The organism is Flavobacterium sp. JAS (assembly GCF_020991455.1).
Taxonomy (GTDB): domain Bacteria; phylum Bacteroidota; class Bacteroidia; order Flavobacteriales; family Flavobacteriaceae; genus Flavobacterium.
In genome coordinates, this window is record NZ_JAJMOX010000003.1 from 390,452 (window position 1) to 408,047 (window position 17,596).

Sequence of the window (17,596 nt, forward strand, 5' to 3'; positions counted from 1 at the left end):
CATAATGTTTCCATCAAAATGACAATTGTCATTTCCCGTTCGAATTCTTTTTTGTAATATTACTAGATAAATCATTTTTGAATGCGAAAGATAAAATACAAGAAAGGACGCAAGCTGCAGCATATCACTTTAGAGTACACAGGGACACATAAAGAGCATCAAACCGAGATGCAACTTTTTGTTTATAATGATTCTGATGTTATTGAATATGATAAGTTTACGGTTTTAGCATTAAATACCTGTATTGATTATAATAAAAACAATTGGCTCAATATTCACGGATTAAATAATATAGATTTACTTAAAACAGTAGGAGTACATTTTAAACTGGACGATTTTTTATTGGCAGATATTTTAAATACCAGTAAAAGAACCAAGCTTGAAGAACAGGAAAATGTTTTATTTTTTAATATAAAATCACTTTTGCCTTCAGGTTATTCAGATAATATAAGTGTTGAGCAAATTAGTTTTATCTTAAAAGACGGAGTACTGATTTCTTTTCAGGAAAAAAGAAGTGATTTCTTTACCCATATTCGAGAGCGACTTCGCACACACGCTGGAATTGTGAGAACCAAAAAAGTTGATTATTTGCTCTATTTGTTATTAGATGCTGTAATAGAGAATTTCTATATTACAATTGAAGATGAAGAAGAAAAAATAGAAGAATTAATCAATCTAACCAAGAAAGGTGCAGATCCGATTATTCTGGAAAAAATTGAAAATCATCGTGATAATTTTAACTTCTTAAAGCGTTCTATTGTTCCGCTTCGGGATTCATTGTATTATTTGAAAACGATTAAAGATGATGAAGATTATAATCTAATTCAAAAAGAGACTTTTAGTTTCTTTATCAGATTGCATCAAAAAAGTCTGGAGTTGTTAGAGCAAATCGAATCGGATATGAGTTCATTAGAAAGTGCTTCAAACTTTTATTTCTCGGAGCAAAGCCGAAAAATGAATGAGATTATGAAAACCCTGACCATTATTTCGGCAATATTTATTCCGCTTACTTTTATCGTTGGAGTGTACGGAATGAATTTTGATTATATGCCGGAATTGCGTGAACGAAATGGCTATTTTATTGTCATGGCAGGCATGTTTTTATTGGTCATAGCCTTGATTATATATTTCAAGAAAAGGCGTTGGTTTTAACGTTTATTATACAATTAAGAATTAGTAGATTTTAAATATAAATTTATGAGTAAAGCGATATATATAGCAACAAGCGACCAAAATAGCGGAAAATCAATTGTTACACTTGGTTTGATGAGTATTTTGATTGGTAAAACGGCCAAGGTTGGTTATTTTAGACCTATTGTGGAGGATTTTGTCGATGGAGAAGTAGACAATCATATTGAAACCGTTTTGTCGCATTTTAATCTTGATATTAAGTTTGAAGATGCGTTTGCAATTACTAAAAGCAAATTGATCAAGAAGAAAAATAAAGGTAAAATAGGAGAGGTTTTAGACTTAATTATTGAAAAATATAAAAAACTCGAAGAACGTTTTGATTTTGTTTTGGTAGAAGGAACCAGCTTTACAGGCGAAGGAACTTCAATTGAATTGGATCTGAATGTTTTAATCGCCAAAAACCTTGGAATCCCAACCATAATTATTGGTTCAGGAGTAGACAGAACACTAGAAGAATTAGTAGACAGTCTTTATCTGGTTTATGATTCGTTTAAAGTAAAAGAGGTTGAAGTACTTTCTGTCATTGCAAACAAAGTTCAGTTAGAAAATATAGATCTGGTAACACAAGGATTGCAAAAAAGCTTACCAAGTAATGTTTTGATTAATACGATTCCGCTAATTTCGAGTCTGAATAATCCAACAATGCAGGAAATTGTGAATCAGCTTGATGCAAAAGTATTGTTTGGAAGTAATTATCTAAACAATGAAATTGGTCATTTTAGCGTAGGAGCGATGCAATTGCATAATTACTTGTTGCACTTACATGACAATGCTTTGGTGATTACACCTGGAGATCGTTCAGACATTATTTTGGGCGCATTACAGGCAAATGAATCGGTTAATTATCCAACTATTTCCGGAATCATTTTAACGGGGAATATCATTCCGGAGGAAAGTATTTTGAAACTTATTGAAGGGCTTTCAGCAATTGTTCCAATTATTTCTGTAGAAGGTGGAACTTATAATATTACCAATAAAATAGGTTCGATTAAATCGGAAATTTATGCTAATAATACCCATAAAATTGAGACATCGATTAGTACTTTCGAGAAGTATGTGAAAGTTGAAGCGCTATCCGAAAGATTAATCACTTTTGTACCTGAAGGAATGACACCAAAAATGTTCCAGTACAATATGGTAAAACGAGCGAAACAACATCGCAAACATATTGTTTTACCGGAAGGAAATGATGAACGAATTATCATCGCAGCTTCCAGGTTATTAGATATGGATGTGGTTGATATTTCAATTATTGGAGATAAAAAACAAATCGAAAGCAAGATTGCAGAATTAGGAATTACATTAGATTTCTCAAAAATAAATATCATCAATCCTATAGAGTCTGAATTTTATGAGGATTATGCCAATACTTATTATGAGCTTCGAAAAGCCAAAAATGTAAGCATAACAATGGCAAGAGATTTAATGGAAGATGTTTCGTATTTCGGAACCATGATGGTTTATAAAGGACATGCTGACGGAATGGTTTCTGGTGCTGCCCACACGACGCAACACACAATTTTACCAGCGCTGCAATTCATTAAAACCAAACCAAATTCATCTGTAGTTTCGTCCGTATTTTTTATGTGTTTAGAAGATAGAGTTTCTGTTTTTGGTGATTGTGCTATTAATCCAAATCCGACAGCAGAACAATTGGCTGAAATTGCAATTTCATCAGCAGAATCAAGTTCAGCTTTTGGAATCGAGCCTAAAATTGCCATGCTTTCTTACTCATCAGGAGCATCAGGAAAAGGAGATGAGGTTGATAAAGTAAGAACAGCGACTGAAATTGTAAAACAAAAACGCCCGGACTTAAAAATCGAAGGACCAATTCAGTACGACGCTGCTGTAGATCGCGCTGTTGGAAAAAGCAAAATGCCGGATTCTGAAGTAGCAGGGCAGGCGAGTGTGCTTATTTTCCCTGATTTAAATACAGGAAACAATACTTATAAAGCCGTTCAGAGAGAAACCGGAGCTTTGGCCATAGGACCAATGTTACAAGGTTTAAACAAGCCTGTAAACGATTTAAGCCGCGGTTGTACCGTGGACGATATTATAAACACAGTAGTAATTACAGCGATTCAGGCACAGGGATTATAAGTTATGAATTTTGAGTTATAAGTTTAAAATTCAATAAAAAAATACTTTAATCCGCGTTTAATTCATGTTCTATATAAATTAAAAATAAAAAAATAGCTTCTAAAAAAGGTCAGTAACTTAGAAACTTAGCGCCTTAGCAACTTAAAAAAATGAAAATATTAATTATAAACTCAGGAAGTTCATCAATAAAATATCAATTAATGGTTATGCCGGCAAACGAAGTAATTTGTACCGGTATGATTGACAGAATTGGTTTAGAAACTTCAAATGTATCATTCAAAACCTCTTCAAATACAATAGAAGAAACATTACCAATTTCAAATCATAAAGTAGGTTTACAAAAAGTAGCCAGTATGCTTTTGGACGCTGAAAAAGGAGTTATTAAATCGACTTCAGAAATTGGGGCAGTTGGCCATCGCGTCGTGCATGGCGGAAGTGATTTTAGCGATACTGTAAAAATTGACGAAAAAGTAAAAGCAAAAATCAAACAGCTTTTTGAGCTAGCGCCATTGCATAATCCTGCTAATTTAGAAGGAATTAATGTTGCTGAGGAGATCTTTAGTTCAGCAGAGCAAATTGCCGTTTTTGATACTGCATTTCATCAAACAATGTCAGAGGTTGCTTATAAATATGCAATTCCAAATTATCTTTTGACAGAAAATAAAGTGCGCGTTTACGGTTTTCACGGAACGAGTCATAAATATGTTTCTGAAAAAGCAATTGAGAATTTAGAAAGCAATTCCAGAATAATCACTATTCATTTAGGAAATGGCTGCAGTATGGCCGCAATTAAAAACGGAAAATGTATTGATACCACAATGGGTTTTTCGCCGTCAAATGGCTTAATAATGGGTACAAGATGTGGTGATATTGATCAGTCCGTAGTTTTTTATATGATTAAAAATTTAGGATATACACCAGATGAGGTAAATTCAATTTTATTGAAACAAAGTGGTATGCTTGGCCTTACAGGTTACAGTGATTTACGCGATATAGAATCGGAAGCTGAAAAAGGAAATAAAGATTGTCAGTTGGCTTTATTTATGAATGCTTATAGAATCAAAAAAACAATTGGTTCTTATACAGCAGCTTTAAATGGCTTGGATGCTATTGTTTTTACTGCCGGAATTGGAGAAAACTCTTCGCACATGCGTAAATTGATTTGTACGGATATGGATTATTTTGGTATTGAATTGGATCAGGAAAAAAATCAAATTCGTTCAAAAGAAATCAGAGAAATTAATTTGCCAAATTCAAAAACGAAAGTATTGGTAATTCCAACAGATGAGGAATATGAAATTGCAAATCAGGTTTATCATTTACTTCATAATTAAGAATTGACATTATAAAAATTAAAAAAGCTTCTCAGTAGAGGAGCTTTTTTTACATATAAAAATTAAATATTTGTCATTATCTTTGAATATAAAATATCATACTTTGAAATCGATACTTCTAAAAACATTCTTCTTCTTTTTCATTGCTTTTCAAATTCAAGCACAAGAATTACTTCCTTTTGTAGAAAATTATAATAAATCAGATTACCAGGGCGATAACCAAATTTGGAATGTCGTTCAGGGAAAAGATAACGCCATGTATTTTGCCAATAATCATTATTTACTGCGATATGATGGTGTTCTTTGGGAAAAATATTCTTTGCCTAATAAAACTATTATCAGATCAATTTTAATTGAAGGAGATAAGATATATTCTGGTTCTTATAAAGAATTCGGGTATTGGTACAGAAAAGAGGGTAAAATGCATTATGTATCAATTACCAAAAATCTGCGATTATTTGATGAAAAAGACAACGAAGAAATCTGGAAAATTTTTAGATTCAATGGTTCCTTATATTTTCAATCTTTTAACGATGTTTTTATTTATGATGGTAAACATATCAAAAAAATAAAATTTCCATTTTTAATTTCTTACTGTTTTGTCGTAGACAATAATCTTTATGTTGCTTCTGTAGAAAAAGGTATTTTTAAGATGAACGGCTCGCGAATTGCAAATCCAAAAGGATGGGATGTATTAAAAAAGACTGTAGTTCATGCCATTGAAAAATACCAAAACAAAACCTATGTATTTACTCAGAAAAAAGGAATTTTTATTCTAGAAAATGGAAGTTTAAAGCCTTGGGATAATTCTTTAAATGAAACCTTTAAGGCAGCTACAATTAATATTGCAAAATTTATTAAAAACAATAAATTGGTTGTTGGATCTGGTAACAGAGGGGTTTTTATTTATGATTTCAATACAAATACTTATAAGAATATCGATCGAAATAATGTACTGATGAACAACTCTGTTTTAAGTATTGGTTTTGATAAAGAAAATGACTTATGGTTAGGATTAGACAACGGTATTGCTCATGTAGAAGTAAATTCTCCAATATCATTTTTCTATGATAATTCAGGGATTTTGGGTTCGGTATATTCCGTTGCAACGATAAATAAAGGATATTTGATTGCGTCGAATCACGGTATTTATGAGTTTTATTCAGGTAAATTTAATATGCTGCCCAATACTCAGGGACAAGCCTGGAATATTACAAAAATTAATGACAAATATATCATTGGTCATAACGATGGAACGTTCTCTTATGACAACGGCTCTTTGGTCAAAATAAATAATAAAAGTGGCGGATGGAATTTGTCAAAAAGCAGTATTAATAATACTTACTTTCAGTCTACTTATGACGGAGTTTTATTGTATGACAATACTTCGGATCTAACTCAGAGCAAAATTATTGAGAATCTTTCAAAACCCATAAAATATGTGGCCCAAAATAAAAAGAATGAAATTTGGGCAGCAGATAATTATCGCGGATTGTATCGTGTTCTATATGACGATAATTACAAAACAAAGAAAGTAGAAAACGTTACGCAGCAAAGTAAAATAAAAAATGATTTTGGAGTTAAAATTTTTGAATTTAGAAGTGAAATTCTTTTTCTAATCAATAATTCATGGTATACCTATAATTCGCTAAGTGGTAAATTGGAAAAAAATGAATTATTTAATTCTAATTTCAAAAACATTACAGATGTAGTATCTATTGATGAAGATCATTTTATGGTACTGCAAAACGGGATTTTGTACCATATTTATGCTGATGAAAATAAATTCCTGTGGAATATTATTCAGGAGAAGTATTATAAAGGAAAACTAATCAACGATAATCTTAGAATTTTTAAAACTCAGAATCATTATTTGCTAAATCTTGATGATGGCTTTATTTCACTTCAATTAAAGTACGAGAACAAACAAAACTCAGATGTTAAAATAGAAGCGTTTAATGATGAGAATTTAGTAGTAAATGATTCTAAAATCAAATTCAATACAGAACTAAAAATTAATGTAATTTCTGGAATTTACGGTGCAAGTAAGCCTAATTTGTTCTATAAACTGAATAATAGTAAAGATTTTATCTCGGTAAAAGATGGATTAATTGTTTTGAATAATTTAAGCAGTGGTTTTCATTCGATCGCTATTTTTAATCATAATGGAGCCAGTTATGAAAAAGTAGCAAATTTTGATTTTAAAGTTGCCGAACCCTGGTATTTTTCAATTTGGATGATTTTATTGTATTTGTTGGTAATAGGAGTAGTTTTATTTTTCTACTACAAATGGAATAAACTTCGCTATATGCAAAAATTAAAATTGCAGGCAGAAGAATTAAAACATCAAAGAGAAATTCTGGAAATGGAATTGAAAGCTGAAAACGAATTGAATGTTCAGGAATATGAAAAACACATTCTGGAACTGGAATTACAGACAAAATCATCTGAAGTTGCCGGAAAGTCATTGTCTATTGCTAAGCAAAGTGAAATGATCGAAAATATCCAAAGCATTTTAGATTCAGAGAAAGATTTTAGTAAGCTTAAAAGCGAAATTAAAAAAGCAATTAAGATTAACGAAGTCAATAAACACGAATGGGAAATTTTTGAAACAAACCTGAATCAAATTCATAACGAGTTTATCATTAATCTTTCCAAGAAATTTCCAAATCTTACTCCAAAAGATATAAAGTTGTGTGTTTATCTTAAAATGAACCTTTCTTCAAAGGAAATTGCGCCTATGATGAACATCTCCTTTAGAGGTGTAGAGCTACATCGTTATCGCTTAAGAAAGAAGTTAAACCTCCTTCAAGAAGATAATCTGTCAAAATTTTTACTTAATATCTAATTTGTACTGCTGTATATTGGTTATTTTTTATTTTTTAACCGCTTTTTTTACGGTATTGTAATACATCATTAGTACATCATAAAGAAATGTTAATAATCTAAAATTAACATTTATTATGTTGATTTGTAGTTGTTTATGTTCTGAATTTAACATAATGATGTAGCTATGTTGTAGTGGTTTTGATGTACTACAACGTTGTAATTGTTTAATTTGGTCGAACTAACTTAAACGATTACAAACTGTATGAAAAATTTTATTTTTAGCTTTTTAGCACTCTTGCTTCTTCCGGCTTATATGTCAGGACAAGCAATTAAAGGAAAAGTAGTAGACAGTAGTGGAATGGGAGTTCCCGGAGCAGTTATTAGCGCTCCGCAATCCCGAACATCTGCTGATGCTGATTTCGACGGTAATTTTACAATAAACGCCAAAGAGGGTGAGATTTTAAAAATCTCGATGTTAGGTTTTGATGCTATTTCTATGGCAGCAACATCTGGTATGACTGTTACATTAAAAGAAGCAGAAGATACTGCTTTAAAAGAAGTAGTTGTCATTGGATACGGTACCAGAAAGAAAATTGATAATACTTCAGCTGTAAGCTCAATTAAATCTGAAGAAATTACAAAAATGAAAGTGTTAAATGCCTCTCAAGCTATACAAGGTAAGGCTGCCGGGGTTCAGGTATCTACTTCAGATGCACCTGGAAGCACGCCTTCAGTTGTGATCAGGGGAGCTGGTACTGCATTAGGAGGAAGAAATCCTTTATATGTTGTAGACGGTATGCCTACTGAGAATATCAATAACATTAATACTAATGATATTACATCTTACGAGATTTTGAAAGATGCTTCTTCTTTAGCTATTTATGGAACAAGAGGTGCAAATGGTGTAATTATGATTACAACCAAAGCTGGAAAAGGAAAACTTACTGTAGATGTTGAAAGTTTTGCAGGTATTAGAAGCCCTTTGAAAAAAGTTAAAATGGCAAATAGTGACGAGTATGTTCGCTATAGCAATGCTGCTTTCAGCAATGATTTTCCACAAGGCAGATTCTCTGCAAATCAGCCATATAATACAGATTGGTTAGATGAGATTACAAGAACGGGAACTTATACTCAAAATAATATTGCAATCTCAGGATCTTCAGAAAATGTAAAATACTTTTTTAGTGTTGGAAATTATGAAGAAAAAGGAATTTTGAACGGATCTGATTATGGACGTACAACGATCAGAAACAATAATGAGTTTAAACTTTCAGAAAAAGTTAAAATAACACAAAATTTAAGTGTAAGTACTATTAAGAATACACCAATGCCTTTGAGTGCATTTACTAATGCTTACAGACAATCTCCACTAGTTCCTGTACGTTACGCTGACGGGAAATATGGTGTGCCATTTGTTTCTAATGGAGTTGTAGCTGAAACTGGAGCATCATTTAACAATGTTGGAAATCCTGTAGCTCAATTGGATTATACAAATGAACAGCAACAAACAGTTATGTTGCAAGGTGGATTAAAATTAGATTATGATATTATCAAATCTTTAAAATTCACTTCACAATTCAACGGAGAATTTTTTACTTACAAACAGTATAATTATGTAGATAATCAAGCTCTTTGGTTAGCTGCAGATCCTACTCGTGTAGCATCAAAGTACCCTTCAGATTTGAATATAAACACTTTGACAAGAAACAGAGATCAATACTTTAACTGGAATTTATCTAACTACCTGACTTATAATAAAGTTTTTGCTGATATTCATGATGTTGAAGTTACAGCGGGTATTGAGGCGAATGTACAAGGAACCAGAGAAAAGTTAACTATTGACAGAAAGAATGTAAATTCAAACTCGAATTACTGGTCTTTAAAAGATGTTAATGTTGCGGGCACTGTTACAGGTTTAAAAGATGAAGCTTTGAACCAAAGAAGACTTGCATCTTATTTTGCACGTTTTCAATATAAATTGTTAGACAGATATTTGGTTACAGGTACTGTAAGACGTGATGGATCATCTCAATTTGCTGAAGACAAACGTTGGGGAACATTTCCATCAGTTGGCTTAGGCTGGGTTGTATCTAAAGAAAGTTTCTTAAGTAATGTAGAACCAATCAATTTATTAAAAATTAGAGGTTCTTGGGGTAGATTAGGAAATCAAAATGTACCACTTAATACACAGCTATTAACTTCTGGATTAGATTATTCAGGTTTAGGTTCTGGTACGACAATAAATTCTCAGGTTGATCCTAATTTATCTTGGGAGATTGTTGAAGAACTTTCAGGAGGTTTTGATTTTGAAGTATTGAACAGCAGATTAAAAGGATCTTTTGATTTGTATGATAAAAATACAACAAATACAATTTTGAATGTTAAGCCATATTCGACTTCAGGAATTACGGTAGCTACACCTGCACACGTTGGAGAAGTATCTAACAAAGGTTATGAAATTTCTTTACGTTGGGATGATAAAATAAACGAAAATTTAAGCTATTGGGTAGGAGGAAATTTTTCTCATAATAAAAATGAACTTACAAGCCTTAAAAATGTTCAGTTAAATCCGATTATTGGAGGAAGTTTAGGAAATGGTCAAAATACCAAAATTCTTGATAATACTTCAGTAGGACAACCTTTAGGCAGCTTTTTTATGTATGAGTACGCAGGAGTTGACCCAACAAATGGTCAAATGTTGTACTACAAAGCAGATGGCTCTAAAGTAGGTCAATCAGGATTAGATGAACTTAAAGACAAAAAATACGTAGGTTCTCTTTTACCAACTTCTAATTATGGAGTTAGTTTAGGACTAAACTATAAAAACATTGATTTTTCTCTAGACGGTTACGGAACCGGAGGTGCAAAAGTATATAACGGAAAAAAAGCACAACGTTTTGGAGGTGAAAACATAGAAGCTTCGACAGCACGTGATTTCTGGACACCAACTAATACTACAGCTTCTAATCCTGCACCTTCTAATTTAGTTCCTTTCGCTTCAACTTATTACTTGGAGTCTGCAGACTTTTTTAGAATCAATAACATTACTTTAGGATATAAACTTCCACTTAAAGAAGATCAGTTTATTAGTTTTTGCCGAATTTATGTAAATGCAATTAACCCATTTATTACACAAAAATTCTCTGGATTTTCACCAGATGTAGTGTCTGATGGTAAGTTAGTTGAAGGTACTCAAGGGGTTGAGTTAGATGCTTACCCATCATTGAGATCATTTGTTATTGGTGCAAATTTAAAATTTTAATATTATGAAAAGATTATATATATCAATGTTTGTACTTTCTGGGTTATTATTATCCGGATGTTCAGATGATTTTTTGGATGTAGAGCCAACAGAAGCTATTCCGGCAGATCCTGCTTTGGTGAATAGTGATGCTGGAGCTTCAGGTTTTGTAACTGCAATTTACAATCAATTTTTAGGCTGGGAAATGTCCTCTTTTGGATGGAACGCAGTTTCAAGTATTATCACTGATGATGCTGATAAAGGTTCTGATCCGGGAGATACTGGTGGGGATAAAGATATTGTTGATGCTTTAACTTATAATGCTTCAACTCCATCATTTCAATCTACCTGGGAGGCTAATTATGCAGGGATAAACAGGTGTAATCAAGCATTGGCAATGTTTCCTAAATTAGATAAGGCAACACCTAGTTTAAAAGCGAGATTAGTAGGTGAAACGAAGTTTTTGAGAGCTTTTATGTATTTTACTTTAGTAAAAGGATATGGAGGAGTTCCTATTATAGATCATTTAGCTACAGTTCCAATATCTGATGAAGATAGAAAAATGCAATTGACACGTAAATCAGTAGCAGAAGTTTATGCTTTTATAGAGCAAGATCTAAATGATGCTATCGAAGCTTTGCCTTTAAAATCAACTTATACAGGGGCAGATGTTGTCAGAGCTTCTAAAGGATCAGCGTATGCTTTATTAGCAAAAGTAAATTTATACCTAAAAAATTGGCAAAAAGTAATTGACAATTGTGATAAAGTAACAGGGTATTCTTTAGTTTCTGATTATTCTTTACAGTTTAAAAAAGAAGGAGAATTTGGTTCTGAATCTATTTTCGAAATTAACGGAGTAGGTTCTACTTCAAGCCCTGGATTTGGAATTGGAAATTACTCTGTTTCTCAAGCACCGCGTGGTGCCGGAGGATGGGGTTGGGGATTCAATACTCCAACTGAAGGATTAGCAAATGCTTATGAAGCAGGCGATGTTAGAAAAAATGCGACCATTATATTCAGAGGTTCAGTTTTATATGATGGTAGAGAAATACCATCAACTGTAGCAAATCCAAGATACAATTATAAAGCATATTCATCATCTTTTTACAATCAGGAATTTACAGATACAAATCTTAGATATTTAAGATATGCCGAAGTTATATTAATGAAAGCTGAAGCTTTAAATGAATTAGGACAAACTTCAGATGCAATTCCTTTAGTAAATCAAATTCGTAAAAGAGCAGGTTTAGGAGATACTCCTTTTACTTCTCAATCAGATATTAGAAAAGCAATCTGGAAAGAAAGAAGATTAGAATTTGCTTTTGAGCACGACAGATGGTTTGATCTTGTTAGAACAGGACAAGCTGAAGCGGCTATGGCAGCAGATGGTAAAACTTTTGTTGTTGGAAAACATGAATTATGGCCTATTCCAACTTCATTCTTAAGAGAAGCCAATGGTCTTTCACAACAAAACCCTGGAGGTTACTAATTAAAATTTCAAAATCACTCCTTTCAAAACTTAGAAAGGAGTGATTTTATTAATTGTTTTTTAAATTTTTTATAATGGTTAGAATTTCAGTTTTATTACTAGTTTTTACTTTTTTTGGTTGTGGAAAAAATGCCGATAAATCAAAAAGTAGTGTTACAGAAAATATTTCTACTGCGAAACTTACAGATGAGCAACTTTTAGGAGTAGTTCAAAAACAAACTTTTAAGTATTTCTGGGAATATGCTGAACCAAATTCAGGATTAGCCAGAGAGCGTTTTCATCCTGATGGGAATTACCCTGAAAATGATGCTAATATTGTTACAACCGGAGGTTCTGGTTTTGGATTAATGGCAATCGTTTCCGGAATGTCTCAAGGATATATTACAAAAGCACAAGGGGTTGAAAGACTAAACAAAATTGCAGATTTTTTAGGCAAAGCAGATCGTTTTCACGGAGCATGGTCACATTGGATAGACGGAAATACCGGAAAAGTAAAGCCTTTTGGAACCAAGGATAATGGAGGAGATTTAGTCGAAACCTCATTTTTGGTTGCAGGAATGATTACTGTTCGCGAATATCTAAAAGACGGTTCTGTAAATGAAAAAGCAGTTGCTCAAAAATATGATGCACTTTGGAAAGGTGTTGACTGGCAATGGTATACTAACAACAAAAATGTATTGTATTGGCATTGGTCGCCAACCTACGATTGGCAAATGAATTTTGCACTTGAAGGATACAACGAATGTTTAATTACTTATGTATTGGGAGCATCTTCGCCAACACATGCAATCGATGCAAAAGCGTATCACGAAGGATGGGCAAGAAAAGGTGAGATAGTTTCTTCTAACACAAAATACAATATTCCTTTAATTTTAAGTCATAATGGCGCTAAAGAATTTGGAGGGCCTTTATTTTGGGCGCATTATTCTTATGTAGGACTTGATCCAAATCAGTTAAGTGATAAGTACGCTAATTATTGGGATTTGAATGTAAATCAGACGAAAATCAATTATGAGTATTGTATTCAAAATCCTAAAAAAGGTTACAGTGCTGATTATTGGGGATTGACAGCGTCCTATTCCAGAAATCCTGATGGATCAATCGGTTACAATGCGCACATGCCAAGCAACGATCAGGGCGTTATGTCACCAACTGCTGCAATAAGTTCGATTGTATATACGCCAAAAGAGTCAATGGCAGTAATTCGTAATTTATACGAAAACCATAAAAAAGAAACTTGGGGAGAAGCAGGTTTTTACGATGCTTTAAGCTTACAGAATAATAACTGGGTAGCAAAACGCTATTTAGCAATTGATCAGGGACCGGAAGTAGTTATGATCGAAAATTACCGAACTGGTTTATTATGGAAGCTATTTATGAATGCCCCTGAAGTTAAACAAGGATTAGTTAAACTTGGTTTCAAATCTGGAAAATACGGGTTTTAATGGCATTTAATATGAAATATAAATTCACATTAATTACAGTACTATTTTCTATGTTGAGTTTTGCACAAAGCGAAACAACCGGAACAATAAAAACAGTAGTAATGGTAAAGCATGAATTAGGTTACGCTTTACACAAACCTGCCAATACAAAAGAAAATAAGCCATTAATAGTTTTTATTTCGGGTGATGGAGAGAAAGGTACTGACATTGAAAAAGTAAAAATTAATGGACCTTTAAAATATTTAAAAACGCATCAATTAGACGCTTACGTTTTGGCTCCACAATGCAAAGAAGATGAAAATTGGGATATTGAATCGATTAATGAATTGATTTTAAAAATTCAAAAAGAGAATAAAATAGATTCCAACAGAATATATGTTACAGGTTTAAGTTCCGGAGGTTGGGCAGCATGGAATTTAGCGCTTTCATATCCGGATAAATTTGCCGCGATAGTGCCAATTTCGGGTTTTGTTGATTTGATAGAATTAGAAAGTGCTTGTAAAATTGCTACTATTCCAACCAGGATTTTTCACGGATTATTAGACGATGTGGTAAAGGTAGATTATGCAATTACCATTTACAAAGAATTAAAAAAATGCAATGCCAAAGATGTTCAATTGACCATTTTTGATGATGCAGGTCACGATAGTTGGTCACGAGTTTATGACAATCCGGAGATTTATAACTGGATGTTTAAACAGATAAAAACGAATACGAACAAATAAATATTAATAGAATGAAAAACAAATTAGTCTTACTTTTTTTAGGATGTGCTGTTTTGGGTTACGCTCAAAAAAGGACCACTAAAAATACAGTAAAAATTAAACCAAAATCAGAGTTTGTAGCGGAGTTGATGTCGAAAATGACGTTAGATGAAAAATTAGGGCAGCTTAATTTACCAACTTCTGGAGATATTACTACAGGACAAGCAAATAGCTCTAATGTGGCTAAAAATATTGCTGAAGGTAAGGTTGGAGGTTTATTCAATATTAAATCTGTTCAGAAAATTAAAGAAGTACAAAAGATTGCTGTTGAGCAGAGCCGCTTGAAAATTCCGTTGCTTTTTGGTATGGATGTAATTCATGGTTACGAAACAACATTCCCAATTCCGTTAGGATTATCTTGTACTTGGGATATGGGTTTAATCGAAAGAAGTGCACAAATCGCTGCTCAGGAAGCAAGTGCTGATGGGATCAACTGGACATTCTCTCCAATGGTAGATATTTCTCGTGACCCTCGTTGGGGAAGAGTTTCTGAAGGTTCAGGAGAAGACCCGTATTTAGGAAGCCAAATTGCAAAAGCAATGGTAAATGGTTACCAACAGCACGATCTTTCTAAGAATAATTCTATCATGGCGTGTGTTAAACACTTCGCTTTATATGGTGCACCAGAAGCTGGGCGTGATTACAATACGGTTGACATGAGTCATATCAGAATGTTTAATGATTATTTCCCTCCTTATAAAGCTGCTGTTGATGCAGGAGTAGGTTCTGTAATGGCTTCTTTCAATGAAATTGACGGAATTCCTGCAACAGGAAACAAATGGTTAATGACCGATGTTTTAAGAAAACAATGGGGCTTTAAAGGTTTCGTAGTAACAGATTTTACTGGAATCCCTGAAATGATCGAACACGGAATGGGTGATTTACAAGCAGTTTCGGCTTTATCATTAAATGCTGGTGTAGAAATGGATATGGTTGGTGAAGGTTTCTTAGGTACTTTGAAAAAATCTTTAGACGAGAAAAAAGTAACAATCGAGACAATTGACAATGCTGTTAAACTTATTTTAGAAGCAAAATACGATTTAGGATTATTTAGTGATCCATATAAATATTGTGATGTAAACAGAGCAAAAACAGAGATTTTTACAGCAAGCAGCAGAAAAGAAGCAAGATCAATATCTGCGCAATCATTGGTTTTGTTAAAAAATCAAAATCAAGTATTGCCTCTTAAAAAATCAGGAACAATTGCTTTAATTGGACCATTGGCTGATGCTAAAGAAAACATGCCGGGAACCTGGAGTGTAGCTACAAAAATGGAAAATGCTATTTCATTATTAGCAGGAATCAAAGAAGTAGCGGGATCTTCTACAAAAGTATTATATGCTAAAGGAAGTAACTTAGATTACGATGAAACTTTTGAAACTAACGCAACAATGTTTGGTAAAACCTTACACCGCGATGGACGTTCTAAAGAAGAATTATTAGCAGAAGCATTAAAAGTAGCGAATCAATCAGATGTAATTGTTGCCGCACTTGGAGAATCTGCTGAAATGAGTGGAGAATCTAGCAGCCGTACGAATTTAGAAATTCCACAAGCTCAAAAAGATTTATTAAATGCTTTATTAAAAACAGGAAAACCAGTTGTTTTAGTATTATTCGACGGTCGTCCGTTAGTAATTAAAGAAGAGAACGAAACTGTTCCTGCTATTTTAAATGTTTGGTTCGCAGGTAGTGAAGCAGGTTATGCTATTGCCGATGTTTTATTTGGAGATGTAAATCCTTCAGGAAAATTGACTTCAACTTTCCCAAGAAGTGTTGGACAATTACCAATTTATTACGCACACAAAAACACAGGAAGACCACTTTCTAACACAGAAGGTAAATTCGAAAAATTCAGATCTAACTATATCGACGAAAGAAACGAGCCATTATTCCCATTTGGTTTCGGATTAAGTTATACTTCTTTTGAATATTCAAATGTGAAAATTTCATCGGATAAAATGAATTTCAACGGAAAATTAAAAGTGACTGTTGATGTTGCAAACACAGGAAATTATGACGGAAAAGAAACCGTTCAATTATACATTAGAGATTTAGTAGGTTCAGTAACAAGACCAGTTAGAGAATTGAAAAATTTCCAAAAAATAGCACTTAAAAAAGATGAAAAACAAACTGTGTCATTTGATATCACAGTTGAAGATTTAAAATTTTATAATTCTGATTTACAATTCGTAGCAGAACCTGGACAGTTTGATGTTTTCGTTGGAGGAAATTCAAATGCAGACAAGAAAGTTAGTTTTGAATTAACTAAATAGTTGGTTTGTTTATTTTAATTAGCCCTTCGTAATTGGTTAACGGAGGGCTTTTTTTTCGCTTTTTGGCCAGTAGTTTGTAGGTAAAATCGTTACTCTGGACTTTTAGAAAAATATAAATTTAATTTCTATATAATGAATACAATTAAAATTTCAAGTGCATTTGTTTTAATGCTAATGATGGTTGTTTTCTCTTCTTGCAGTGTAAAAAAAAATGGTATTGTAGCACATCGAGGAGCTTGGAAAAAAAATAACTTACCAGAAAATTCAATTGCTTCTCTTAGACATGCAATTGATATGAAACTTGTTGGTTCAGAATTTGACGTTTGGAGAACAGCCGATGATTCTCTTGTAATCAATCACGATGCACATTATAATAAGTTGCTAATTGAAGAAACAAATTACCAAGACCTGATAAAGTTTAAACTTTCGAACGGAGAGAAGCTTCCAACTTTACACGAATATATTACGGAAGGCAAAAGAAATAACAAACACACACTTTTGGTCTGTGAAATAAAACCTTCGGAAATAAGTAAAGAAAGAGGAAAACAAACTGCCATAAAAACCGTTGAAATGATCAAAAAACTCAACGCAGATAAAATAACGGCTTACATAAGTTTTGACTACGAAATTCTAAAACAGATCCAACAAATTGATCCAAAAGCTTCATTGCAATATCTGGAAGGAAATAAATCTCCAGCAGAAGTAAAAAAGGATAATATTTCTGGTGTTGATTATCATTATTCGGTTTTTCAAAAACACCCTGAGTGGATAAAAGAAGCGAAAGACAACAACATTATTTTAAATGTCTGGACAGTTAATGATGCTGATGTTATGGATTGGATTATTGGAAATAATTTTGATTATATAACTACTAATGAACCTGAATTACTTGCTGAAAGATTAATGAAGAGAAAATAACGCTGTAGTATG

Annotated in this window: 10 protein-coding genes; all 10 read left to right on the plus strand. The window is 32.8% G+C overall.

The genetic code is table 11. The annotated features are described in order from the left end of the window. Window positions 1-81: 81 nt before the first annotated feature. The 10 genes from corA (at window position 82) to LPB88_RS05790 (ending at window position 17,584) form a co-directional block, all read left to right on the plus strand. Window positions 82-1,152 (plus strand): magnesium/cobalt transporter CorA, encoded by a 1,071-nt coding sequence (gene corA, locus LPB88_RS05745; protein WP_230713396.1) that lies wholly within the window; start codon window positions 82-84, stop codon window positions 1,150-1,152. Window positions 1,153-1,197: 45 nt separating this feature from the next. Beyond that, window positions 1,198-3,291, plus strand: coding sequence for a phosphate acetyltransferase (gene pta, locus LPB88_RS05750; RefSeq protein WP_230713397.1), 2,094 nt, complete (start codon window positions 1,198-1,200; stop codon window positions 3,289-3,291). Between the two features lie 149 nt (window positions 3,292-3,440). Then, window positions 3,441-4,625: an acetate/propionate family kinase gene (locus tag LPB88_RS05755; protein ID WP_230713399.1), complete on the plus strand. Its 1,185-nt coding sequence runs from the start codon at window positions 3,441-3,443 to the stop codon at window positions 4,623-4,625. Between the two features lie 103 nt (window positions 4,626-4,728). After that, complete coding sequence (locus LPB88_RS05760) at window positions 4,729-7,473, plus strand: histidine kinase (protein WP_230713401.1); 2,745 nt, start codon at window positions 4,729-4,731, stop codon at window positions 7,471-7,473. A 243-nt stretch (window positions 7,474-7,716) separates the two neighbouring features. Then, window positions 7,717-10,716 carry a SusC/RagA family TonB-linked outer membrane protein gene (locus LPB88_RS05765; RefSeq protein ID WP_230713403.1) on the plus strand — a complete coding sequence of 1,000 codons (3,000 nt, stop codon included), beginning with the start codon at window positions 7,717-7,719 and terminating at the stop codon, window positions 10,714-10,716. A gap of 4 nt (window positions 10,717-10,720) precedes the next feature. Next, a complete protein-coding gene (locus LPB88_RS05770) occupies window positions 10,721-12,184 on the plus strand; it encodes a RagB/SusD family nutrient uptake outer membrane protein (protein ID WP_230713405.1) in 1,464 nt (487 codons plus the stop codon). Window positions 12,185-12,258: 74 nt separating this feature from the next. Then, complete coding sequence (locus LPB88_RS05775; RefSeq protein ID WP_230713407.1) at window positions 12,259-13,629, plus strand: glucoamylase family protein; 1,371 nt, start codon at window positions 12,259-12,261, stop codon at window positions 13,627-13,629. A gap of 11 nt (window positions 13,630-13,640) precedes the next feature. Continuing rightward, entirely contained in the window at window positions 13,641-14,354 is a 714-nt protein-coding gene (locus LPB88_RS05780; RefSeq protein WP_230713409.1) for a prolyl oligopeptidase family serine peptidase, read from the plus strand. A gap of 11 nt (window positions 14,355-14,365) precedes the next feature. Further along, window positions 14,366-16,666, plus strand: a complete 2,301-nt coding sequence (gene bglX / locus LPB88_RS05785; RefSeq protein ID WP_230713411.1) for a beta-glucosidase BglX — start codon at window positions 14,366-14,368, stop codon at window positions 16,664-16,666. Between the two features lie 132 nt (window positions 16,667-16,798). Beyond that, window positions 16,799-17,584, plus strand: coding sequence for a glycerophosphodiester phosphodiesterase family protein (locus LPB88_RS05790; RefSeq protein WP_230713413.1), 786 nt, complete (start codon window positions 16,799-16,801; stop codon window positions 17,582-17,584). Window positions 17,585-17,596 lie beyond the last annotated feature (12 nt).